Annotated in this window: 19 protein-coding genes; 10 read left to right on the forward strand and 9 right to left on the reverse strand. The window is 40.3% G+C overall.

What is annotated here, in order from left to right; all coding sequences use genetic code 11:
• Positions 1-2 precede the first annotated feature (2 nt).
• Both PSH48_RS05640 and PSH48_RS05645 read left to right on the forward strand, forming a co-directional pair.
• Entirely contained in the window at positions 3-659 is a 657-nt protein-coding gene (locus PSH48_RS05640; protein ID WP_273611084.1) for a substrate binding domain-containing protein, read from the forward strand.
• A gap of 70 nt (positions 660-729) precedes the next feature.
• Complete coding sequence (locus PSH48_RS05645) at positions 730-2,415, forward strand: RluA family pseudouridine synthase (RefSeq protein ID WP_273611085.1); 1,686 nt, start codon at positions 730-732, stop codon at positions 2,413-2,415.
• 190 nt (positions 2,416-2,605) lie between these two features.
• Here the strand turns inward: PSH48_RS05645 and rnd are convergent, their stop codons facing one another.
• The 3 genes from rnd to PSH48_RS05660 form a co-directional block, all read right to left on the reverse strand.
• The gene (gene rnd / locus PSH48_RS05650; protein WP_064387254.1) at positions 2,606-3,736 is read right to left on the reverse strand and encodes a ribonuclease D; all 1,131 of its coding nucleotides are present in this window, start codon (positions 3,734-3,736) and stop codon (positions 2,606-2,608) included.
• Between the two features lie 51 nt (positions 3,737-3,787).
• Complete coding sequence (gene fadD / locus PSH48_RS05655; protein ID WP_024031721.1) at positions 3,788-5,440, reverse strand: long-chain-fatty-acid--CoA ligase FadD; 1,653 nt, start codon at positions 5,438-5,440, stop codon at positions 3,788-3,790.
• A 115-nt stretch (positions 5,441-5,555) separates the two neighbouring features.
• Positions 5,556-6,407 (reverse strand): alpha/beta hydrolase, encoded by an 852-nt coding sequence (locus PSH48_RS05660; protein ID WP_004586368.1) that lies wholly within the window; start codon positions 6,405-6,407, stop codon positions 5,556-5,558.
• Positions 6,408-6,986: 579 nt separating this feature from the next.
• Here PSH48_RS05660 and PSH48_RS05665 point away from each other — a divergent pair.
• Positions 6,987-8,276: an alkaline phosphatase gene (locus tag PSH48_RS05665; RefSeq protein WP_273611086.1), complete on the forward strand. Its 1,290-nt coding sequence runs from the start codon at positions 6,987-6,989 to the stop codon at positions 8,274-8,276.
• A gap of 64 nt (positions 8,277-8,340) precedes the next feature.
• On the opposite strand, the gene PSH48_RS05670 is transcribed toward PSH48_RS05665, so the two are convergent.
• The 5 genes from PSH48_RS05670 to PSH48_RS05690 all read right to left on the reverse strand — a co-directional run bounded on the left by PSH48_RS05670 (position 8,341) and on the right by PSH48_RS05690 (position 15,575).
• The gene (locus PSH48_RS05670; RefSeq protein ID WP_273611087.1) at positions 8,341-8,670 is read right to left on the reverse strand and encodes a hypothetical protein; all 330 of its coding nucleotides are present in this window, start codon (positions 8,668-8,670) and stop codon (positions 8,341-8,343) included.
• Between the two features lie 68 nt (positions 8,671-8,738).
• Entirely contained in the window at positions 8,739-9,443 is a 705-nt protein-coding gene (gene tsaB, locus PSH48_RS05675; RefSeq protein WP_273611088.1) for a tRNA (adenosine(37)-N6)-threonylcarbamoyltransferase complex dimerization subunit type 1 TsaB, read from the reverse strand.
• Positions 9,444-9,452: 9 nt separating this feature from the next.
• Positions 9,453-11,369: an ATP-dependent DNA helicase gene (locus tag PSH48_RS05680; RefSeq protein ID WP_273611089.1), complete on the reverse strand. Its 1,917-nt coding sequence runs from the start codon at positions 11,367-11,369 to the stop codon at positions 9,453-9,455.
• A gap of 98 nt (positions 11,370-11,467) precedes the next feature.
• Positions 11,468-13,321: a M28 family metallopeptidase gene (locus PSH48_RS05685; RefSeq protein WP_273608093.1), complete on the reverse strand. Its 1,854-nt coding sequence runs from the start codon at positions 13,319-13,321 to the stop codon at positions 11,468-11,470.
• Between the two features lie 73 nt (positions 13,322-13,394).
• Positions 13,395-15,575, reverse strand: a complete 2,181-nt coding sequence (locus tag PSH48_RS05690; protein WP_273611090.1) for a M4 family metallopeptidase — start codon at positions 15,573-15,575, stop codon at positions 13,395-13,397.
• 503 nt (positions 15,576-16,078) lie between these two features.
• Between PSH48_RS05690 and PSH48_RS05695 the strand changes: the two genes are divergently transcribed.
• A complete protein-coding gene (locus PSH48_RS05695) occupies positions 16,079-17,362 on the forward strand; it encodes a cation:proton antiporter (RefSeq protein ID WP_256846251.1) in 1,284 nt (427 codons plus the stop codon).
• A 133-nt stretch (positions 17,363-17,495) separates the two neighbouring features.
• A complete protein-coding gene (locus PSH48_RS05700) occupies positions 17,496-19,433 on the forward strand; it encodes a cytochrome c/FTR1 family iron permease (RefSeq protein WP_273611091.1) in 1,938 nt (645 codons plus the stop codon).
• Between the two features lie 57 nt (positions 19,434-19,490).
• Here PSH48_RS05700 and PSH48_RS05705 read toward each other — a convergent pair whose 3' ends face one another.
• Entirely contained in the window at positions 19,491-19,730 is a 240-nt protein-coding gene (locus PSH48_RS05705; RefSeq protein ID WP_273611092.1) for a hypothetical protein, read from the reverse strand.
• Positions 19,731-20,174: 444 nt separating this feature from the next.
• Between PSH48_RS05705 and hisG the strand changes: the two genes are divergently transcribed.
• The 5 genes from hisG to hisH are packed head-to-tail and all read left to right on the forward strand — an operon-like array spanning position 20,175 to position 25,125.
• Entirely contained in the window at positions 20,175-21,074 is a 900-nt protein-coding gene (gene hisG / locus PSH48_RS05710) for an ATP phosphoribosyltransferase (protein WP_273611093.1), read from the forward strand.
• 5 nt (positions 21,075-21,079) lie between these two features.
• Positions 21,080-22,381, forward strand: coding sequence for a histidinol dehydrogenase (hisD, locus tag PSH48_RS05715; protein ID WP_273611094.1), 1,302 nt, complete (start codon positions 21,080-21,082; stop codon positions 22,379-22,381).
• Entirely contained in the window at positions 22,371-23,480 is a 1,110-nt protein-coding gene (gene hisC, locus PSH48_RS05720) for a histidinol-phosphate transaminase (RefSeq protein WP_273611095.1), read from the forward strand. The genes hisD and hisC overlap by 11 nt, the downstream gene beginning before the upstream one ends.
• Positions 23,477-24,538 (forward strand): bifunctional histidinol-phosphatase/imidazoleglycerol-phosphate dehydratase HisB, encoded by a 1,062-nt coding sequence (hisB, locus tag PSH48_RS05725; protein ID WP_024031732.1) that lies wholly within the window; start codon positions 23,477-23,479, stop codon positions 24,536-24,538. Before hisC ends, hisB begins: the two co-directional genes overlap by 4 nt.
• Positions 24,535-25,125, forward strand: a complete 591-nt coding sequence (gene hisH / locus PSH48_RS05730; RefSeq protein ID WP_004586382.1) for an imidazole glycerol phosphate synthase subunit HisH — start codon at positions 24,535-24,537, stop codon at positions 25,123-25,125. The genes hisB and hisH overlap by 4 nt, the downstream gene beginning before the upstream one ends.
• The last annotated feature ends 28 nt before the right edge of the window (positions 25,126-25,153 follow it).

Consider the following 25,153-nt stretch of genomic DNA (forward strand, 5'->3'; position numbering starts at 1 on the left):
GTTTGAACGAAATTAACTCTGTGGGTGATGAGCCTATAGGGTCTTTAAAAATATCGCTGCCCGCCTTTTTAGCAAGCTCCGAAATTTCAGCCGCGATAGCAGAATTTGTGCAAACATACCCAAAAGTGAACTTGTCTCTTAATTACACAGACCAAGTAATAAATATAATGGATGAAGGACTCGATTTAAGTATTCGAGTTGGCTGGCTAGAAGACAGCTCACTCATGGCGCGTAAAATTGGCGAGAGTAAACGCTTTTTAGTTGCCTCAAGTAAGTACGCGAGTAGGCATCAGCCCCCTATGCACCCAAACGATTTAAAACAGTGGGATTGGGTTCATTTTAGTATGCGCGGCAGCACTGTAGATTTTACCTCTCCAAATGACGAAGTAGTGTGTATTTGTGAAAAGTCGCGCGTAAATGTAAATAGTGCACTTGCAATAAGTCACTTTGTATCTGAAAACTTGGGTCTTAGCATATTGCCCGAAAACCTAGTAAAAAAACAATTAGCAAGAGAAGAGCTCATTCACATTTTACCTAACTGGCAACTTAAGCCGCTTGGTTATTACGCGGTATGGCCAAATAATGCACGCAGAGAAAACCTAACACTATTATTAGTACGCTTTTTAGCTAAGCGCGGTTTAGTAACCGCAGAGGATTAAGCAAGTACCCCTTAAGTGAATATGTTATTATGGGCCTATTATTTTGCTTTATGCTTGCTATTACTTTGCTATGTTAAATCACGCTTCTTGTTTTACTTTATTTGATTGCTCTGTAGATTCTATACCGCTTCCAGATAAATTTACGTTTCCGTTTTACTACCAGCCTCATCCGTTATCTGTTTTAGCCGCAACACAATTGCAGCAGCAACTTGAAACGCATTTACCGTATAACGAAAATGACAGCAGCAATACAGCAACGAATGATGGCAAAATGTTTGGTGTACTGGTTGTACAAAACCAGCAACAACAACTTGGCTTTTTAGCGGCGTATTCAGGCCAGCTTGAAAATTTAAATACCGATATAAAATGCGTGCCTAATGTATCTACAATGGCACTGGAAGATGTGAGTTATTTAAAAGAAAGTAAAATAATTAACGACATAAATGCGCAAATACATGCCCTAGAAAATGCAAGTACATTGAATAAATTAACAGCGTCATTAAATGCCGATAAAGCCGCGTTTGAGCAACAGTTACACGCTCAACAAAGCGTAATGCAAGCCAATAGAAAAACACGTAAAAAGGCGCGCAGTGCACTTGTAATTGAGCACAGCCAAGAAATAACGCCTGAGCAACAAGCAAGCTTGAATGAACTGGCCAAACAAAGCATAGAAGATAAAAAATACTATCAAAGCATAAAAGATCACTGGCACGACAAAATAACTCAGCAACAGCAGGCGCTTAATGCCCTACACGACGAAATAAAACAGTTAAAAAAGCGCCGTAAAGTTTTATCTAAAAACCTACAAAAACGAGTGTTTGCGCAGTACCAGTTTTTAAATGCAGAGCATGAAGTTAAAGATCTCAATGCCATATTTGCAGCATTGCCAGAGCATACTCCGCCATCAGGTGCTGGAGATTGCGCTGCGCCCAAGCTATTACAATACGCTTATCTTAATAATTTAAAGCCAGTGGCAATGGCTGAGTTTTGGTGGGGGCCCGCACCTAAATCGGCAATACGCCAACATAAAAACTATTACCCTTCTTGCTACAGTAAGTGCCAACCTATTTTATCGCACATGTTAAAAGGCCTCAGCATAGAAGATAACCCGCTACTCGTTAACCCTGCTGAAGGTAAAACGCTGCCGATAGTCTATCAAGACGATGATATTGTTATTGTAAACAAGCCCAGCGAGTTTTTATCTGTACCAGGAGTCAATATTGAAGATTCTGTGTATTTACGTATTCAAACGCAATTTCCGCACGCTACAGGCCCGTTAATTGTGCACAGACTAGATATGTCTACATCAGGTTTATTAGTGGTGGCGCTCAATAAACGAGCCCACAAAGCACTACAAAAGCAATTTATTGCCCGCACTATTGATAAACGTTACATTGCGCTGGTTGATGGTATTGTGCCTAAGGACAGTGGCAAGATAGAGCTGCCCTTGAGACTTGATTTTGACGATAAGCCACGCCAGCTTGTTTGTTATAAAAACGGCAAACCCGCACTTACTACATGGCAGGTGCTTGAACGAAAAAACAATATTACACGTCTACAGCTCTACCCTAAAACAGGACGCACTCACCAGTTAAGAGTACACTGCGCTCATCACTTAGGGCTTAATATGCCTATTATTGGTGACACACATTACGGTAAAAAAGCCAACAGGTTACACTTACATGCCGAGTATTTGGCGCTAGATCACCCCATTACCAATAAGCGGTTAACGTTCAGCGTAGCGCCCGATTTTTAATACCAATTCGCATAATTAAGTGATCTATTTTGAGGATGGAAAAACGTGTTGATAGCAAGGCAAAAAAATCGCTATTTAGTTGTTCTAAATGAGAATTTTTTAACGCAGATAGCGACACGATTAGCCCCTAAAAATGACTAAATATTATTGCGAATTGGTATAACATAGCCTGTTAGCTTAAAAAGTGGGTTTAATTATCCCACTCTTTAAGTGCGTCTTTAACAAAACTGTAGCGCCAAGAATTAAGTAAATCAGGTTTAATATGATTTAGCTTTTGCTCATCGGTGAGTTTCCAATTCCAGCTAATAAGCTGATTAATTTGCTTTTTAGAGGCCATTACATCCTCTGGTATACCCTGCTCTTTTGCCACTTTAGTGATTTTTTGCTTAATATCTTTAGCTACTTTTTTATAAGCCGGAAAATCAATTAAACGTTTAAGCACTGGCGGATGCTCATCAACCGGGAGTGCTTTGGCCTTTTCAATACACTTTAGTATTTCGACTCCAGAGCGGTTTACTTCCATCGACTCAACACCCGGAATTTGTCTCAGCGTATTTAAGCTCGAGGGCCCACGTTTAGCAATTTCCGTCATGTTGTGCTCTTTAAGCACAAAGTTAAGCGCTAAATTTTTACGAATAGCTTTATTACGACGCCATACAGCTAATTCTTTTAATACCGCGAGCTCGTGCGGTTTTAGTTGCCATGCGTTTTTTATATCTTTGTAAAGCAGCTCATCTGGAGTTTGAAAGGCGCGTTTATTTGCAATTAACTCGCTCTCATTTATGACAATATCAAATAACTCAGCTTTATTTATACGCTCAATTATTAGTTCAAAACAAGGCAGTAAATGAAACGTATCAGCGGCTGCATAATCGAGCTGCTTTTTAGTTAATGGGCGCTGTAGCCAATTAGTTCGCGATTCACTTTTGTCTATTTCTATGCCTAATAGCTCTTTTACCATTAGCGCAAAGCCCATACAGTTGCCTTCGCCTAAAAGCTGAAGAGCAAATTGTGTATCAAACAATGGAGCGGGTACAAAGCCTGCATATTTTTGAAATACTTCAATATCTTCTGAAGGTGAATGCAACACTTTCAGTACTGATGGATCTTGTAATATTTGCCAAAATTCAAATAACGAGAGTTCGGCCAGTGGATCTATAAGGGCAAGATGCTCGCCATCATATACTTGAATAAGTGCAACTTCAGGGTACAAAGTACGGCGGCGCATAAACTCTGTGTCTATGGCTAAAATAGGCTTGTTTTTTATTTGCTCAACAAAGGTATTGAGTTGATTTTGTGTTTCGATCAATTGGTATTGCACTTAATCTCCTACAATAAAAAAGCCGGCTAATGCCGGCTTTTTTATAGTTTACTAATCTTTTAGGGCTCTTCTGAGAATTTTACCTACATTTGTTTTAGGTAACTCATCCTTAAACTCAACGAGTTTAGGCACCTTATAATTAGTTAAATTATCACGACAGTGATTTATTATATCTTTTTCAGTTAAAGAAGGGTCTTTTTTAACAACAAAAACTTTAACTTGTTCACCACTTACATCGTGCGGAATACCAATAGCCGCAACTTCTAGTACGCCGTCGTGCATGGCAACAACTTCTTCTATCTCATTTGGGAACACATTAAAGCCCGATACAATGATCATGTCTTTTTTGCGGTCAACAATATAGAAAAAGCCTTCATCGTCGTATGTGGCAATATCGCCGGTAGCAAACCAACCATCTTGCAAACATTCTGCGGTTGCATCTGGGCGGTTATAGTAACCTAGCATAACTTGTGGGCCTTTAACCCATAGCTCACCGGGTTCACCTTTTGCCGCTTCTTCACCGTTTTCAAGCATTAGCTTAATTTCGGTATTAGGAGCAGGTAGACCAATAGAGCCATTATAAGCTTCTAGATCGTACGGGCTTACAGTTACAAGCGGTGCACACTCAGTTAAACCGTAACCTTCCATTAATTTAGAATTAGTCACTTTTTGCCATTTTTCAGCTACAGGACGTTGTACCGCCATACCGCCACCTAATGACATTTTTAAATGACTAAAATCAAGCTCTGCAAACCCTGGTGTATTAAGTAGCCCGTTAAACAGGGTATTTACACCGGTAATAGCAGTAAATTTATGCTGATTAAGCTCTTTAACAAATGCTGGCATATCACGTGGGTTTGTAATTAATACATTCAAACCACCGTATTTCATAAACGTTAAGCAGTTAGCCGTTAACGCAAATATATGGTAAAGCGGTAATGCAGTAACAACAACTTCAGTACCACGGTCTAATACTTTATCTAAACAGCCCGATACTTGCTCAAGGTTACCAACCATGTTGCCATGACTTAACATCGCCCCTTTAGATACGCCGGTTGTACCACCCGTGTATTGTAAAAAGGCCAGATCAGATAAGCTCATTTCTGGGCGCGTATACTTTGCAGGGTCACCTGCTAACACATCTGAAAACTTAATTGTATTTGGCAGGTTGTAGCTGGGTACCATTTTTTTTATATATTTAACCACAAAATTAACGATATGCTTTTTAATACCACCCACCATGTCGCCCACTTGGGTAACAACAATGTGTTTTACATCCGTTTTTGCAAGTGCTTTTTCAAGCGTGTCTGCAAAGTTAGCCAATATAAAAATAGCTGACGCGTCAGAGTCTTTTAATTGATGCTCAAGCTCTCGTACTGTGTAAAGTGGGTTTACGTTAACCACCACACACCCTGCACGTAAAATACCTAAAATAGCGATAGGCGTTTGTAATAAGTTAGGCATCATTACGGCAACTTTGTCGCCTTTTTTAAGACCTAAATCATTTTGAATATACGAGGCAACACGTTGTGTCGCTGTATCTATTTCATCATACGATAATGTTTTACCCATATTCGTAAATGCAGGTAAATCTTTGTAATCGGTAAAACTTTTTTCGAACACTTCGAGTAACGAGTTGTAATGCTCAGGATCGATTGTTTCAGGCATACCTTCTGGGTAGCGCTTAAGCCAGATTTTTTCCACTCTTAGCCCCTGTTTATAATTATATTTTTATTAACCTTAATCTAAGTAAGGCACTTTAACAATTGAGCAAATACTCTAATGCAGGAATAATCCCACATTTGGCGCTAATTTACAATTAACATGCACCATTTTGCAGCATAAAGGCTTGAATATGCTCAAAACATAACCCACTGCTTTGCATATGGCAATGATGCCCGCCATCTACATTAATTACCTTCAAGTTGTTGTAATAGCTAATATACTTGGCCAAATTTTGTTTTACAAACGAATAACCTTGGTTACCTAAAATTAATTGGCTTGGTGCAATTAATTGTTTTATTGCACCAATACATTGCGCTTCATCAAACCTAAAACCTGAGTGATTTTTAAGCTTAGGGTCTGTTGTTAACTCATACCCTAGTTCACTTTGCTTAATATTACGACTCATCAATAAGGTGATCAGTTCGTTATTTAAATCTGTTGTATTTGCACGCGCATCGATAATCGCTGATTGCGATTTATAAACGCGCTTTTTTTTATTGTAGGCGCGCTCTCTGTTCAGTATCGCCCCTTTTAATTGCTCACATACTTCATCACTGGGGGTTGTAACACAGCCAATCCCTTCAATAAAGGTAACTGAATGCACATACTCACTAAAACAACTAGCAAATAAACCAGCCACCATTGCGCCCATTGAATGGCCGACTAAATGTACCTTTTTTGCCCCTAAGCTCTTTATAAGTTGGTACACATCGTCAATATAATCAACAAAATAATAATGAGCGTCCTGTGCGCGCCAATCAGATAGCCCATGCCCAGCAAACTCAACACAATACCAAGTATGCTGCGGGTTAACTTTATCTAGCATAGGTGTAAAACTATTACTGTTATCTAGCCACCCATGCAAGGCTATAACCAGCTCATCGCCAGTGCCTTTTTGTAAGCCACGCAATGTTATATTTCTTGTTTTTATTTCAAATGGCTGCAACAGACACCTCTTTTTAACGTGCGACATTATTTATAACATACTAGTTGTCAGACCTCTAATACCAAAAGTTTTTATATTTTTTATATTTATAAAGACCACTTTATTTGTAAGGTTAACTTTTGAATTTTAATTATGTATTTAATTTCAACAGCTTAAAATATTTTAAGCTTCATTAATTCAATAAATAATTACAAACAGAGCTTAAATACTCTTCAGGTAGGTAATGTATACCACTATATTCATTACACTATAATTAACATAACCTAAAAAAATGGCTGTATTGTTTTAGTGACAATTAGCCAAACCTGTTTATATACTTTGCTTTTTATTCTTACTTCATTTCATTATTATACGAGGGCGTATTGAACTTTGTGGATTGAAATTTGTTCAATCTACGGGCGGTTAAATCCTGGTACGAGGTTTGTAACCTTGTGGACGGAGTAAAAACCTAGCAAAAATTTAATCGCCTTAGAAAGAATTTTTGGGCAGCGCATGTTTGGTATTTATGCTGCAAATTCAACACGCCGTAACCATATACAATTGTGGTGCTATTTAAACAGCACATTCATAGGGATAAAAATGAAAAACCAACTTAGCTTATTAGCGCTTTTATGTGCATCTACCAGTGTTTATGCAAGCGATGCACCTAAAAATGTAATTTATATGATTGGTGACGGGATGGGTCCTGCCTATACAACCGCTTATCGTTATTTTAAAGATGATCCAACCACCAAGCAGATTGAAACAACCGTATTTGATACTATTTTAACAGGCATGGCGCGTACTTACCCTGACGATCACACTTATGTTACCGACAGTGCTGCAGGTGCAACCGCACTGAGTAGCGGCCACAAAAGTTATAATGGTGCTATTGCAGTCGATACAGACAAAAAGCCCGTTAAAACCATGCTAGAAATAGCAAAAGAACGCGGTATGACAACGGCATTAGTAGCTACCTCGCAAATTAACCATGCCACCCCAGCTAGTTTTGCTACACATAACGAATCACGTCGAAATTACGATGCGATTGCTAATGAATACATAGATAACAAAATTGCCGGTAAACTCCCTGTTGATTTAATGCTAGGGGGCGGTACGCAGTATTTTATTAGAGAAGACCGTAACCTCGTTGATGAATTTAAAGCAGCTGGTTATCAATATAGCGATGATATAAAAAACCTTGGTCAGATTACGCAAGTACCGGCACTTGGCTTATACGCCCCAATGGGTCTGCCGTTTGCGCTTGATGCTAATTCAAACCACTTAACGCAACTAACAGCTAAAGCATTTGATTTACTCGACGGCCAAAATGAAGACGGCTTTTTTGTAATGATTGAAGGCAGTCAAATTGATTGGTGTGGACATGCTAACGATGTAGCCTGTGCCATGGCCGAAATGGATGACTTTGCACAGTCGATTGAAAAAGCAAAAGCCTATATTGATAAAAACCCTGATACTTTATTAGTGGTTACTGCAGATCATTCAACTGGTGGGTTAACCCTCGGTGCGCACGGACAATATAAGTGGGATACAGAAGTTATTAAAGGCGTTAAAGCAACAGCCGTTGAGCTGACAAAGCAATTACTCGCTGCTGATGACCTAGAGCCTATTTGGCGCGCCAACACAGGTATTGAATATACACCGGCTAATAAAGTAAAACTTGAACAAGCGAAAAAAATGGGCGAAACAGCGCTTAATTTAGCCATTAAAAGTATTATTAGTGACGCCAGCTTTACTGGTTGGACAACAGGCGGACACACCGCTGTAGATGTACAAGTATTTGCCTACGGTAAAGGCAGTGAACACTTTAAAGGTGCTCAAAATAATACAGATATTGCCGATAAACTAATTGGCTTTATTAAACAGTAGCCATAAGCTTACGCAAAAAGCCCGAACCTGTGTTCGGGCTTTTTATTTTTTACTGTTACTGGGGCTAAGCGTATATATCGACGCCTATTAAATCTTGTACTTCGGCGCGACGCTCTAAATTTGCAAATTCTGTATATGTTGAAATTGCTTTACTCACCGTTGGGCTTGGTTGGTCATAAATAGTTTGGCTGTACTTTGCGTTACTAGTGTTTTGACTAAAGTATTGATTAGCAAGCTCTACACCCGCTTTACTACTTTTTACATAATCTGTGTTTGTTTTTTGACTGGCGCTATCATCCGCTAAACCTTGCGGTTTAGAGGGTATAATTTTTGTAGAGCTAACCTTTGCAGGAATATCCCCCGTAAAAAAACCAGCGCCAATTGGCAAAGTCATAGATAACTTCCAACAATAAACATATTAAAAATTATGATTTAAAAACACCCAATTTGCAACTCTTGTGCTTATTCGCGACCCGGTAGTTTTTTCCATGTTACTGTATCGCGCACATATTTAGGTTGCGCATCACTTGCTTTAACAACCTCGCCCTTTAAAAAGGCCGTGTCTACATGGCTAAGCATATAGCGAGCATCTGGCAATGTAATGGCTGTATTTATGGTTATATTGCTAACGTTTTTAAGTGCATCAGGGTAACTTTTAAATCCCGTGCCAACGGCAATCGCGTGTAACTCTTCACTGCTTATGTGCTCTTCGCTTAATAACTCTGGTTTTATAACACACTCTTCATTTACCAGCTCCATGCGTGCGTTATTTACCTGGTATTGGGCAAAATAAATTTCTCCCATGCGTGCATCTATAGCTGAATACACTACTGGTGCCTGCGTTTGCTCGTACGCTTGCTGGGCCATAATTGCCAAGGTTGAAACACCCACTAATGGTAAATTGGCTGAATAAGCTAGCCCTTGTGCAATAGCAACACTAATGCGTACACCGGTAAAGCTACCTGGCCCTTGGCCAAAGCCAATAACGTCTAAGTCTTTTAATTTACACTGTGCTTTATTAAGAAGCTCATCAACTAAAGGGAGTATTTTTTGACTATGTTGCTGTGGGCATTCTTCAAAATGATGAAATGTTTGCCCCTCAAAGTGTAAAACTATAGATAACGCTTCGGTTGAGGCGTCTAGGGCAAGAATATTACTTTTAATCATTTTAGTACTCTAGTTAATGTGTTTTAAAAATGTGTTTGCATCTTCTAAGCTTCGCGTGCGGCGCATCGGCGGTAAGCTTTTTAAAAATACTTGGCCATATTGGCGCGTTACTAATCGGTTGTCGCAAATAACCAGCACGCCTTTATCTTTGTTATCTCGTATTAAACGCCCCACGCCCTGCTTGAGCGCAATAACAGCTTGCGGTAACTGTATATGAGCAAACGGGTCTTTGCCTTGCATTTGGCAATCTTGCATTTTGGCTTGCAGTAATGGGTCATCCGGTGCTGCAAAAGGTAACTTGTCAATAATAACACAGCTTAGCGTGCTACCACGTACATCAACCCCTTCCCAGAACGAGGCAGTACCTAACAATACCGCATTACCATGGCGCGTAAATTTTTCCAGTATTATACGCTTAGACATTTGCCCTTGCATATAAACTGGGTAGTCCATTTGTGTGGTTAACCCCTCAGCCACCAAATGCATCATTCGGTAACTTGTAAACAGTACAAAGCAACGCCCTTTAGCCGATTTAATCAGCTCTAGGGTTAATTTTATAATTGCATGAGGCATATTCTCTGCATGCGATTCAGGCAAATATCGTGGTAAGCATAACAGCGCCTGATTAGGATAATCAAAGGGGCTATCAACCATCATACTTTGCGCAGGAGTAATACCTAAGCTTGCATTAAAGTGATCGAGCTTATTATCAACCGATAACGTGGCTGAGGTAAATACAAACCCTGCGCCGGTGTCTTTCATCATTTGAGCAAATTTAGCAGAGACATTAAGTGGCGTAATATTAACCGTTAAATAGCGCCGCGTGGTTTCGTACCAATAGCTAAAGCCCGTTTGTGCGGTATCAAAAACACGCTCTAACTGACCTTTAAACGCTAAAGTGCGCTCAAACGGGTGCTCTATTTTATCACTGCGCTCTAAGCACAGTTTTAATACCTGATAAACAAAGTCTAAATCGCTAATTACCCGATGCAGCGCTGCGCAAATTAATTTATCACTGAGCTTTTCGCGCCAATCTCCTCGGCTACCATCTACACCAAACTGTAAACGTAAATCAGCCACACTGGTTTCAAGCTTATTAAGGCTTTTGCCAAGCTGCAGCATATCGGGAATTTCTGCACGGTAAATAGCGCGTAAATCGTTAATTAAATCCACCAGCTTTTTAGTGCTAATACTTTCACCAAAGTAGTCACTAGCAATTTCGCTAAGCTGGTGTGCTTCGTCAAAAATATAAGCGTCGGCAGTGGGCATAAGTTCGGCAAAACCGGAGTCTTTTACTGCCATATCAGCAAAAAATAAATGATGGTTTATAACCACTACATCCGCTTCGGCTGCATTCAAACGCGCTTTGCGTATATAACATGATTGAAAGTCTGGACACTCTTTGCCTAAACAATTATCGGCTGTCGAATTAACATAAGGCAGTACCTTGGCATCTTCTTCAATACCAATACAATCAGCTAAATCACCCGAGTGTGTTTCACTGGCAAATTTTGCAACCATAGCAAGTTGATGCATTACATCAGGATCGTCTGTTGGTACATGGGCTACATGTTGGTTTAGCCTATAAGTGCACAGATAATTAGCGCGCCCTTTTAACAATGCGGTTTTTTTAGAGGCATTAAGTGCTTTTACTAGCTGAGGTAAATCGCGGTGGTATAACTGCTCTTGCAAGGCCTTAGAGCCTGTTGAGATAATTGTTTTACCTTTAGATTTAAGGGCAGGCGCTAAATAGGCAAACGTTTTACCTGTACCAGTGCCCGCTTCAACCACTAACTGCGTGCTATTTTTTAATGTATCGTTAACGGCAACGGCCATATCAATTTGAGGTTGGCGAGGCGTGTATCCATCTAAAGATAACGCTAACGGCCCGGTTGCACTAAACAGCTGTTTGATAATACCAGTCACTTTACAAAAAATAATAGCGAGATTTTACGTAAGCCTGGCTATAAGGGCAAGCCAATTGAAATTAGAATTTTGTAAAGGGGCTCACACCCCTTTACACGTTATTGTGCATTTATAGATAACGTGACATTGCTGGCATTGCTATACCCTTTTAAATCGATATACCAATTACCTGTTTGTGGCGCAGAAAACGAACAGGTTTCGCTATTGCCATTTTTATATGGCCTGCACAAGTACTCAGAATCACTAGAGGGAGTGCCAAAGTTTACATATAAATCAGCATCGCCACTGCCACCAGACATTGTTATATCTAATGATGCGTACTTCGTATTTAAACTTTGGCTAAAGCGTTGCCAGCTCCCAGCAGAAACACTAATGTTTGTTATGCTCCGATTGATAGGCTCAATACTCCCCCCTTCATTGTAACTTCCGGTTAGGGATACATTTTCTATCGCATTCCATGCGTGTACCATCACATAGTAAACTCCTTCACTAGAGGGGTTAATATCGCAACGTTCATTACTACTTGAGGTAGTGCTTTTACAATCATAATCGTTCAGCGTAGGTGCTTGATTGTAGCGTACATATAAGTCTGCATCCCCTGTGCCCCCAGTCGTAATAATATTTAAATTGCTCGCACTTTGTGGCACAGCTAATGTGTAAATAAACTGCTCTTTTGCAACCCCTGTGATCCCACTGAGTGTTTGCCCATTGGTTAATTGGTTATTAGTAGGGGGCGTAGTATCGCCGGCATTTTTAGCCATTTCGGCAACATAACTTACTGCCAACTTGGCGAATTTACTGGCATGTTGAGCATCAAACTGGTTATCGTTTTGGGTGTGAATAAGCGGGTTTATATCGCCCATTTTTGATTCAAAAGGCATAGAGGCTGCAAACCCTTGCTGATACCATGACGCATGATCAGAACACCCATAACCACACTGATCAAATCCATAATTTAATTGCGGTAAGTAGGTATCTAAAAGCGCTGCTAAAAACTGATTTTGTGCATTGTTAGTGTAATCAGTCATCATAACTATATCTTCAAGGCTGCCATTATTGCCTGTCATATCAAACTGCACCATGCCCACTACATTTTTACCCTGCGATTGGTAACTGCTTGCAATATCACTTGAACCTCTAAGGCCGACTTCTTCCGCTGCAAACGCCATAATTTGAATCGTACGCTGTGGTTTGTAATTAGTTTGTACAATCGCGCGCAGCGCCTCTGATAGCACAGCAATGCCTGAGGCGTTATCATCAGCACCAGGTGAACGTCCATTGCTTGGGTTTGACTGATTTATCGAATCAAGGTGGCCACCAATAATAACAATTTCATCTGCTTTTTCATTACCTTCAATTGTCACTATAACCGACGATTGCGCCCAATTATGCGGGTAAATTGCAATGCTAATATCACTGCGACTTTGCGCTATTTGCTGCCAGTATGTTTTTAACCAATTTGCAGCATCTACTCCTGTTTGTGAGGTGTAATAACGATTATTAAAACTGGTTAAAGAGTTAACAGTGCTATCGAGGTTAACGGTGCTAATTGATGACATTAAATTTTGTACTGTTTGTTCGTTATCAATAGAATAACTAAATGCTAATGTATTTTGTATAGTATGCGCCGCGGCTAATTGTGTTGCGTAACTGCTCGCCTCTTGCCAGGAATCATGTGCCACAAACCCACCGCACCGATTATAATTGTGGTGCATAAATTCGCTTAGATTATTTACCTGATCAGCAGGTATATTCACCAAGTCTATATTTTCAAGCGCACTTGTTGAGCGCTGTGCAAAGGGCAATCTTTGTACTAATCCATGCTGGGTATACTCATAATGTGCCGCTGCAGTTGAATCTATGCTTACCCACACTTTGTTTGTTTCACTTTGTGCTACAACGCCCATTGTAGTAAATAAGCTCAGCGCACTTAGTAGTTTAAAAGGTTTCATTGGTATTCCTTATAATTGGCAATACTGGTATCCATAAAATTAAAAAGGGGCACTAGGCCCCTGGTATCAATGTTTAATTAGCAGACACACTCAGTGTTACTCCGCTTGCATTACTGTACCCTCTTAAATCTAGGTACCAAGTACCTGATTGTGGGTTATCAAACGAACACGTTTCACTGTTGCCATTTTTATAAGGTCTACACAAATAAGTTGACGTACTCGACGCTGAACCATAATTTACATAAAGATCGGCATCGCCACTTCCACCAGAAATAGTAACGGTTAAATTACTATAGCCCGCTTCTAAGTCTTGAGTAAATCGAGCCCAGCTATTAGTTGAAACACTAATATTAGACTCGGTTCTGTTAATCGGTGTTACGCCTCCTGTTGAATTGTTAAAACTCCCAGTAAGCGATACATCAGCTATAGCATTCCATGCTTCTACCATTACATAGTAAGTGCCTGCTTGAACGTTCGAAATACTGCAGTTTTCGGTGCTTGAAGAGGTGGTACTTTTACAGTCATACGTATTCAGTGTGGGTTTACTTCCAAACATTACATATAAATCTGCATCGCCCGAGCCACCAGCGGTATTAAACTCAAGATCTGTTGCCCCCGCTGGTACATCGAGTGTAAAAAACATCTGCGCTTTGGCAGAGCCGCTGATCCCCGTACGTGCCACTTTATTTGTTAACGCCTCATCCGTAGGCACAGGCGTGCTCGAGCAATCGCTCCCTGCACTTAGGTTTGAACTAACTCCCACTGCCGCCAATGCAGCTTGTACATCGCTTGGGTTGTAATTTAAGTCACACGCAGCGTCCATAACGCCGTTACCAGCTAAATCCCAATTTGTACTCGCACTCCAATAAAGCTGATTCGCACGTGCCATGACTACAAATGCTTTTTTAGTATCCCAGCCGGATGTAGTAGCAAGGTTATAAAATGCTTTGTTAAATACACCCGAGCTATAGTGCACATCCATGCCAGAGGTATAACTACCTTGATTATCTATAGAGCGTCCATCCTGTGATGGGTTATTCATATAGCGAAGCGCGCCATTGCCTTTAAAAATATCTTGCCCGACTAACCAATCGTTAGTGCCTTTCATGTAATACTCAGCCGCTTCACCAGCCATATCAGAAAACGCTTCATTTAAGCCACCCGACTTACCGCTGTAAATTAAGCCAGAATTCTGTTCGGTAAAGCCATGGCTTACCTCATGCGCCGATACATCAAGGCTTACGAGTGGGTAAAAAGTGCTTTGCCCATCGCCAAAGGTCATTGCGCTGCCATCCCAAAATGCATTTTCATAATTACTTGAATAATGTACGCGCATTTTTAACTGAAAACTTAGCGGTGGCGACCCCACCCAGTCGTTATACATATTAAAAATAACGTTACCAAAATAATGAGCATCGTTAAGCGGCGAATAAGCCCCATTTATCTCTTTTACTGTATTCTCAGGGCAAGTAAATGAATGGGCAGCAGAGCCACTTGTGCCGCCATTGAGATTTATAGTTCTTACATTGGCATTATCCATAACACAGGTGTTACCAGATTGAGACACATCTAGGTTGCTAAAGTCAGTACCGTAGATGTATTTACCTGTTTTGAGATTCCCCCCTGGTCCCGTAGCATCAGCATGTTGTAAGTTATCGTAGCTGAGCAAAACCTCACCGGTATTAGCATCGATTATTTGATAAGGACGTGATGGCGATTTGCCGTAGGTTACATACGATACTTCGTACACCAAATGCGCCTTACTTTGTTGATCAACCCAAATCGCTAATCTTGATTTCTCATTGTGTTTTTTTAAACCTTTAGTTTTTGCAGCTATGCCTACATTTTGGCTTTGAAGCATGGCTTGTTTTACAGATAATTTAGCGCTTACATCGTTTATATCGCCTTCAATATCGTACACCGCAGCGCCATGGGCTTTTTTAAGCATGCCATTTTTAAATGTAAGGCTTAAAGTGTCACCAATTACTGGTAAACCTTGATATGTTTGCTGATAACGGCGAGTTACTTCACCGTTATTACTTATAAACTCTTTTAATACAACTAACTCGTTCCTTACACTTAACCCAATCAAGTCTTTAGGGCTAGTAGATAAAATGGATGCCGAATTTGATTGCATCATGTTATTTAAAGCCGTTTGTTGATTTAGGTATTTCTTGTTCGCAGCTACTGCATCTGTTGCTTGAACCAAGGTTAAAGCAGCAAAAGTTGCTAATGTGATTTTTGATAAATTCACGTTTACGCTCCGTCAAAATATTTAGTTTGTAGTGGATTTGTATTAACCGGAACTACTTGTACCCGATTAGGGATCAAGCCTATGTTACAAATTTGAGTTATGAAAATTAAACATTTAATTTACAAGTAAAGTATTAGGAAACGTAAGAACAACAGAAATTACAGTAGGTTAAAAAACACACAAAATCAGCAAAACCTTAAACAGATACAAATTGTATACATATATTTACACTAAATTACACTATTACACCCGCAAAATAGCCGCGTTTAATTTATTCAATTAACGGCATTAATCAGCCACCACGTTGCCTAGGCAACTTTGTATTAATCTCTTCATTACAAGCAATAACACCAGTAAATTTGCATTAACTATATGTCTCCTAAAGACATAAAAAAAGTGCTAAAAGCCCCATAAATACTGTGACACAGCCTAGTCACAGGAGTAATATACGGCTCGTTTAATTCGCTCTTTTTTGTTCTCTAAAATAAATTTAAGGTTAGCCAATGAATGCTTGGTATCTCATTTGTTTTCTCTCTGCTATCGCAATTTTTATTGCTTATGCAAACCAGTATGTTCTTAAAATGCAAACAACGATTGCTATAACAACGGGCTCGGTTGTTATATCGTTGTTATTAATTATTTCAGTTAAGTTATTAGGCGATACAACTGCATTAGAGATGACGCAAATTGTAGCCAGTATTAATTTTAATGAATTGCTTTTAAAAGGCATGCTTGGATTTTTGTTATTTGCAGGTGCTTTAGAAATTAACCTGTTGGCACTGCGTAAACAACGATGGGAAATAACCGCTTTAGTTTTGTTCTCTACCGTAGTCTCTACTTTTTTAATTGGCTATTTAAGTTTTTATATTTTTGCCGCTCTTGGCTGGCCCGTCCCTTTTATTTATTGTTTACTTTTTGGCGCCTTAATAAGCCCAACCGATCCAATTGCTGTACTGGCAATTATTAAACAATTACGCGCCCCTGAAGGTATTTCGGTACAGGTAGAAGGCGAGTCTTTATTTAACGATGGTATTGGTTTGGTAATTTTTACTACGCTGTTTTCTGTTGCATTTTTTGGCACCGATGCCAACCCAGCCGACATTGCAGAGCTGTTTTTTGTTGATGCCATAGGCGGGATCGTGTTTGGCTTAGCAATGGCCCTTGTGGGTCACTTTTTAATAATTAACTGTAAAGATGTAAATATACGCCTATTAATAACCTTAACCATTCCAACTGCGGGTTTTGCCGCTGCCAATGTATGGGAAATATCTGGTGCGCTTGCCATGGTAACCAGTGGTATTATTTTAGGTAATATTACTCGTGCAAAAGCAACCGAGCGCACAGGGCCTGAAAACACGCGCTATATTAAAGACTTTTGGCACGCCACCGACAGCTTTTTAAACGCTTTGTTGTTTTTGATTATTGGTATGCTGATTGTCACTATGCCAGTAACAATGGGTGAAATTGGCTTAGGCCTTGTTATGATCCCTGCTATTTTATTAGCACGTTTTATTAGTGTTGGTGCACCATTTGTAATATTTAAGCGCTTTAAAAACTACGACAAACACAGCGTTAAAATTTTAACTTGGGGTGGTTTACGTGGAGGTTTAGCATTAGCTATGGCTGCAGCTATTCCTCGTGATCAAGTATTTATATCAGGCAGTGATCTGCATGATCTAATCGTTATTGTGACCTATGTTGTGGTTATATTTTCTATTATTGTGCAAGGTTTAACTATCTCTCCTCTCATTCAAAGTAGTATTAAATCAGCCGAGCAAAATCACTAAGTTTTCTTTATTAAACCCGCAGTCTATTCACTGCGGGTTAGTTATTTATGGGGGATTATTTTTAGCACGGTTTTATTTATTTTAAGCGTAATAAAAATAGTTTTAATTTTAAATGTTTTTTATAGAGCTAACTATGTCCAGTAAATATACAAGTGTTTTTTCGTTATTTTATCGCATTACACGTCGCCACGTTTTTCTCTTTCCTTTGTTCTTACTCACTTTTTTATGTTTTTCTACTTTTGCCTCAACGCCTTCTGAGCAAGCTAAAATTAAGCAAATATCACAACTTGCAGAGTACGTAGGGGTTGATTACGTTGGCGCGGTGCAAAAAGGCGAGGTACTTAGTAAAGACGAATTTCAAGAAATGTCTGAGTTTGCAAATTTAATAAGCACGCTAGCCACTCAGTTAAGCAGTGCTAATAATCAATACAGGCATATAAAAATACAAGCTGGCGCCTTACATAACGCCATTATAAATAAACAAAGCGTACAAAGTGTTCGTGCTGCCAGCTCAAAGCTTAGGGAGTCTTTGCTTGAATTTATGCCACAGCTATCTTTGCCTACATCTTTATTACCCCTAAAACAAACAAAAGCACTTTTTGCAGAAAACTGCTCTATGTGCCATGGCATAAATGGTCAAGGTGATGGCCCACTTGCTAAAGGGTTAACACCACAGCCCACCAACTTTACGGATAAAGAGCGAGCCACAAATCGCACAATTATGGGATTATATGAAGCTGTATCCAATGGCATAGACGATACTCCAATGGTTGCTTTTAGCCAATTTAATGAGCAACAACGTTGGTCACTCGCCTTTTATGTAGGCAGTTTAGCTTTTCAAGATATAACTAAGCCGCAACACAATAACCAGACAATCAGCACTTCAGACATCATTAATCTTAATCCTGCGCAGCTTTCACAAAATCAATCCCCTGCCCAAGTTCAATTTATTAAGTGGCTACGCGGTAATCCAGAACACTTATTTAAAAACAAAGCTCAGCCACTTAGCGTTGCACGCTCGCAACTTATTGCAGCGCAAAATGCACATGCTAATGGTGAATATGCAAAAGCCAGCGAACTGGCTATCAGTGCCTATTTAGATGGTTTTGAGCTGATAGAAAATAACTTAAATGCATACGATGAAAGCTTGCGTAAAAACATTGAAGTACAATTGATGAACTTACGTAACACATTCAAAAATGAAAAAAACACCGAGCTTGTCGGTGCGCAAGTTAATGCTGTACTTGCACAATTAACAAAAGCAAACAACCTACTTAATGACACCACGCTCAGTGATGGCGCTTTGCTATCAGCCAGTTTAGTTATTTTGCTGCGCGAAGGCCTAGAGGCACTATTAGTTGTTATTGCGCTAATGACGGTGCTTATAAAAACCAAACGCCAGGATGCGCTTAAATACGTTCATATTGGCTGGGTATTGGCCCTCATAGCAGGAGGCTTAACATGGGCAGTAGCGCAAACATTAATACAAATAAGTGGTGCAAGCCGCGAAGTTATGGAAGGTATAGGCGCCCTATTTGCAGCTATTATTTTGCTATATGTTGGGGTATGGATGCACAGTAAAACCAGTGCTCAGCAGTGGCAGGCATATATTCAGCAAAATATTAATACGCGTTTAGAGTCTGGCACACTGTGGGGGCTAGCGGGCCTCTCGTTTATAGCGGTATATCGTGAAGTGTTCGAGACGGTATTATTTTATCAGTCGTTATTAACGCAAAGCTCGCAAGCACAGTATTCATCGGTGGCTATTGGGTTTGCATTGGGTGTGGTTTTATTAGCGCTTATTGCATGGGTGTTAGTTAAATATTCGATTAAGTTACCTATTGCTAAGTTTTTTGCGTATACAACTTATTTATTATTTGCACTTGCCTTTGTATTAATGGGTAAAGCTGTCATTGCATTACAAGAGGCTGATATAGTCGCGATTAGTGTAATGCCGATAAGCTTTGATATTGCACTACTGGGTTTAAAATCTACGTGGCAAGGCTTTATAGCCCAACTTACCGTTGCTGTTATATTTAGCTTTTACATTATTAAAGCTAAAAAACGCTAGCAAACACATCCTTAATAGTAAAAAGTTGTACGTGGCTTTTACTATTAAGGGTTTAGATCATGCCCATGTATCTAAATGTTTATTCCCTTCATCATCTACAGTAATTGCTTTTTCATTAGCTGCACTTGCACTTTTTTTGCCCTGCGCCTGCGCTAATCTTTTTTTGTTGAGCGTCTGCTTTTTTTCATTTTCAAGCTTAATTTTTTGCGCTTGTGGCATATTTTGCACACCTGCAATATGAAATGTACTTTTTGGTTCAAGCTCTAACCGTGAAATTTTCCCTAAAAAAGGGATCATTATATCCATACTCCCCTCCTTAACTTGTTTATTAAAAATTAGATAAATTGACCAACAAAGCCCAGTTTGCCTACAATTTAAACATTAAAACAACTAAAAATACTGTTTAGCTCTCAATATTATCGGCAGTTATAAGATATGCTTTAATTTGGTGAAAAAAAACTTGCCTAAGCTAGGCAGTTTATGTTTTTATGAATGCGAAATTTATTGAAACAGATTAAAGCTTAACGCTCACTAAATAGCGGTAAGAAAAATAGGATAAAAAAATGCGCTTAAACCTGACAACAGTACATCATCACCACCATTCACCGGAATAACCTGTCAGGTCTTTCGCTGAGAGGTTATTCCTAAAAGGAACCTCTGGCGATTCAAAACACATTGATTCATTTTCGCCCTGAGGTTCCCCTCGGGGTTTTTAGTTTTTAAATTAAAGGAAAATGAATAATGAGTAACACAAATCGTCTACGTATCGCCATCCAAAAAGGCGGTCGCCTGTCTAAAGATTGTCAAGATTTACTAAAGCAACTAGGTGTTAAATTAAACCTACGTGAGCAACGCTTAATTGCACACTCAACCAATATGCCAATTGACGTACTTCGTGTGCGCGATGACGATATTCCGGGCTTAGTAATGGACGGTGTTTGTGATTTAGGTATTGTTGGCGAAAACGTACTAGTAGAAGTACAAGCCGAACGTGAACGCCAAGGTGTACCAAGCGAAGTTAGCAAACTAGCAAAACTAGATTTTGGTTACTGCCGACTTGCACTTGCATGGCCACAAGAGCTTGGTCCACGTGATAAAAGCTGGTTTGAAGGCAAACGTATTGCAACAACCTACCCAGAAATTTTAACGCAGTGGTTAAAGCGCGAAGGCATTAATGCAAGCACTGTAATGCTTACAGGCTCTGTAGAAGTAGCCCCACGTGCCGGTCTTTCAGATGCAATTTGTGATTTAGTTTCTACCGGTGCAACGCTTGAAGCGAACGGCTTGATTCAAGGCGATACAATTTTAGAATCAAACGCGTGTTTAATTCAAAATAAAGACCTGCAAGATGAAGACAAACTAGCGCTAATCAATAAGCTTATGCCGCGCCTTCGTGGTGTTAAACAAGCTAAAGAAAGCAAATACATTATGCTACACGCGCCAAAAACTAAACTTGATGAAATTTGCGAAATTTTACCAGGCTCTGGCCAACCTACTCTACTTGCACTTGCTGGTAACGAAGATTACGTAGCACTTCACATGGTAAGCAGCGAAACATTATTTTGGGAAACAATGGAGCAGCTTAAAGCCCTAGGCGCTAACTCTATTTTAGTAATGCCAATTGAAAAAATGATGGAGTAAGTACCATGCTTCGTTGGAATGAGGAATCTTCACAAGTACAAGCAGCGGCGCTAATGCGCCCTGCGGTTTCTGCCAGCGCAAAGGTTGAAGCTATATGCCAAACAATTATGAGCGATGTGAAAGAGCAAGGTGATAAAGCCTTACTTGATATGGCTAAAAAGTTTGATAATAGAGCTAACCCTCGTTTACGTGTACCGCTTGATGAAATAAACGCATCAGAGCAAGCACTAAGCGCAGAGCTTAAATACGCAATTGACACCGCTTATGCAAACGTTAAACGTTTTCACGAAGCGCAATTGCCTAAAGATATTAAGTTATCAACCCAACCTGGCGTTGAATGTGAACTGAAATATCAGGCCATCGAAGCTGTGGGTATTTATGTACCAGGTGGCAGTGCTCCACTGCCATCATCGGTTATTATGCAAGGTGTACTTGCACAATTAAGTGGTGCTAAAACCGTCGTACTTGCAACCCCTGTACAAGGTGATGAAAGCATTAACCCTGCGATATTATATGCGGCTAAGTTATGTGGCATTACAACTTTAATTGAAAGTGGTGGCGCAGGTGCAATTGCCGCAATGGCCTACGGCACTGAATCAGTGCCTAAAGTGAACAAAATTTTTGGCCCAGGTAATAGCTTTGTAACGATGGCCAAACAGCTTGTTGCGCAAACAATTCCTGGTATGGCAATCGATATGCCAGCAGGCCCCTCTGAAGTACTAGTTATTGCAGATGAGCGTGCAAACCCAGAATTTATAGCGGCAGATTTACTCTCGCAAGCTGAGCACGGCGCAGACTCGCAAGTTATTTTATTATGTAACAGCGAAAGTATCATTGAGCAAACGCAGCAGGCACTTACACGCCAGCTTGCTAAATTAAGCCGCAAAGATACAGCCGAGCAAGCTCTGGCTAATTCATCACTTATTTTAGTCGACTCTGTTGAGCAAGCATTTGACGTATCAGCGCAATATGGCCCTGAGCACTTAATTTTGCAATTAGCAGATTCAGCACCTTACTTAGATAAAGTAAAAAATGCAGGCTCGGTATTTGTTGGCGACTACACGCCAGAATCAGCGGGCGATTACGCATCGGGTACTAACCACGTGTTACCTACCTACGGTTACAGTGCAACCTATTCAAGCTTAAACTTACTTGATTTTTTCCGCACTTACACAGTACAAACTATAAGTAAAAGTGGCCTAACACAGCTGTCAAAAGCTATTTTGCCACTAGCAGATGCAGAAGGCCTTGATGCACACGCAAATGCGGTTTCAATTCGTTTAGAGGCAATTAAAAATGAGCAATAAGAGCGCACAAGCGACAAGCTTATTACCACAAAATATTGCAGCTCTTGCTGCATATAGCTCTGCTAAAAGTGAAAAGCTAACAGGGTCAACGTGGTTAAATGCCAATGAAAGCCCATACGCTAAAAATATTGAACTGAGTATTGAAGATTTAAATCGCTACCCAGATCCACAACCGCAACTGGTTATTGACCGCTACGCTGCGTATGCAGAGCTTGAAAGCGAAAACGTATTAATGACGCGCGGCGCCGATGAAGGCATTGAGCTTTTAGTACGTACCTACTGCGAACCTGCAAAAGACAGCATTGCGTTATTTTTGCCAACCTACGGTATGTACAAAGTAACCGCTGATACGCACAACGTTGAAATCAATGGCTTAACCCAAGCGCTATTACTTGATGGCAGTGTTGATGAAATAGTTGAGGCTGTGGGCAGCTCAAAATTGGTGTTTATTTGTAATCCAAATAACCCAACCGGTAGCATAACCTCCCTTGAAAAAGTAAAAGCAATTGCAACAGCGCTTGCCGGTAAAGCTTTAGTTATTGTTGATGAAGCCTACATTGAGTTTTGCCCTGAGCAAAGTGCTACAGCGCTGATTAACGAATATAGTAATGTAGTGGTACTGCGCACTTTGTCTAAAGCGTTTGCGCTTGCAGGGCTAAGAACCGGTTTCACACTTGCACAAGAAAGTGTACTTGCACCTATTCGTAAAGTGATTGCGCCGTATCCGGTATCGGGTGTGGTAGCAAGTATTGCAGCACAAGCCATAGCGCCTGATGCCATTACATCAATGCGCCGACAAGTGACTATTTTAAATAGTTTAAAAGCTAAACTTGTACAGTGGTTAAACGCATCCCCTGCTGCATTAAAAATTCTCACTGGTGAAGGTAACTTTGTTACCTTAAAATTAGCCGACAAAAACTACTTTAAAGTAGCACTTGAACAAGGCTTAGTGATGCGCGCGTTTACCCTATACGGTGAAGACGATTGGCTACGTATCTCCATTGGTAATGAGCAAGAACTTGAGCAAGTAAAAATTTGGTTAGATGGCCTTGGTAAGCCAGCAACCTCACCTCTTTTATCAGGACAAGAAGTATCATGAGTAACCCCTATTTATTTATTGACCGTGACGGCACCATAATTGAAGAGCCAATCACCGACAAACAGGTAGACAGCCTAGAAAAATTAGCGTTTTTACCTGGTGTTATCCCGGCTTTATTACAGTTACAAGCCGCAGGGTACCGCTTAGTAATGGTATCTAACCAAGATGGCTTAGGTACAGACAGCTTCCCGACTGCTGACTTTGATATAGCTCAAGATAAAATGATGGACATACTGCAAAGCCAAGGCATTAGCTTTGACGAGGTATTAATTTGTCCACACTTTGACGAGCAAAACTGTGATTGCCGTAAACCTAAAACAGGTTTATTAACTGAGCTTATGCGCTCTGGCAAGGTTGATTTAGCTCGCTCATACGTGATTGGCGATCGCCAAACCGATATTGGCCTTGCTCAAAACTTATGTTGTGAAGGCATTTTGTATGATGGCAGCTGGCCTGCCATTGTTACAAAGCTTACAACTGCCAACCGTGAAGGTCGTGTTACGCGTAACACCAAAGAAACCCAAATTGATGTAGCCATAAACCTAGATCAAACTAAAAACGGTAGCATTGAAACAGGCCTTGGCTTTTTTGATCATATGCTTGATCAAATTCGCACCCACGCCAACATTGGTCTAAATATTAAAGCGAAAGGTGATTTACATATAGACGAGCACCACCTTGTTGAAGACATTGGTATTGCCCTAGGTGTTGCGCTTAAACAAGCGCTGGGTACTAAATCGCAAATAGCGCGCTATGGTTTTGCACTGCCAATGGATGAGTGTAAAGCTGAAGCACAAATTGACTTATCGGGCCGCGCTTCATTTGTATTAAACGCTAACTTTAGCCGCGAAAAAGCCGGCGATTTAGACGTACAAATGGTTGAGCACTTTTTTAAAAGCTTAAGCGATAATGCCGCTATTAGCCTTATTTTATCGGTGAGCGACGGTAACTGTCATCACCAAGTAGAAGGCTTATTTAAAGCGTTTTCACGTGCCCTTCGTATGGCAGTAGCGCAAGACACGACCCAACAAACAGCCAGCTCTAAGGGATGTTTATGATTGCCATAATTAATACTGGGTGTGCCAATATAAATTCAGTTCGTTTTGCCTTTGAACGCTTAGGTCAAACGCCAACAGTCATTACCTCACCAGAGCAATTAGCTGGTTTTGAGCGTGCTATATTACCAGGCGTTGGACATGCATCAGTTGCCATGAAGCGTTTAGTAGATAACGGCTGGCAACAAGCTATAAACGAATACCAGCGCCCACTTATGGGAATTTGCTTAGGTATGCAGTTACTGTGCGAAAGCACCGAAGAAGGTAACGTACAATGCTTAGGTAAAATACCAGGCCAAGTAAAAGCCCTTGATGTTGGCAATTTAACATCGCCGCATATGGGTTGGAATAACTTAAGCGTAAATAAAGAGCATGCACTTACAAAAGGCTTAACACAAGACGAGCAAGTGTACTTTGTACATAGCTTTGCGCACACCGTAAACGATGCAACACTTGTAAGCGGCGAATACGGCCAAACCTTTTCAGCCATAGTTGCAAAAGACAACTACGCTGGCATGCAATTTCACCCAGAGCGCAGTGCAAAAGTAGGCACACGTTTATTACAAAATTTTGTTGATTGGCAGTTATAAACGGCCCATTAACCAACAATAAAGAGAT

The organism is Pseudoalteromonas sp. Angola-4 (assembly GCF_028599265.1).
GTDB classification, from domain to species: domain Bacteria; phylum Pseudomonadota; class Gammaproteobacteria; order Enterobacterales; family Alteromonadaceae; genus Pseudoalteromonas; species Pseudoalteromonas atlantica.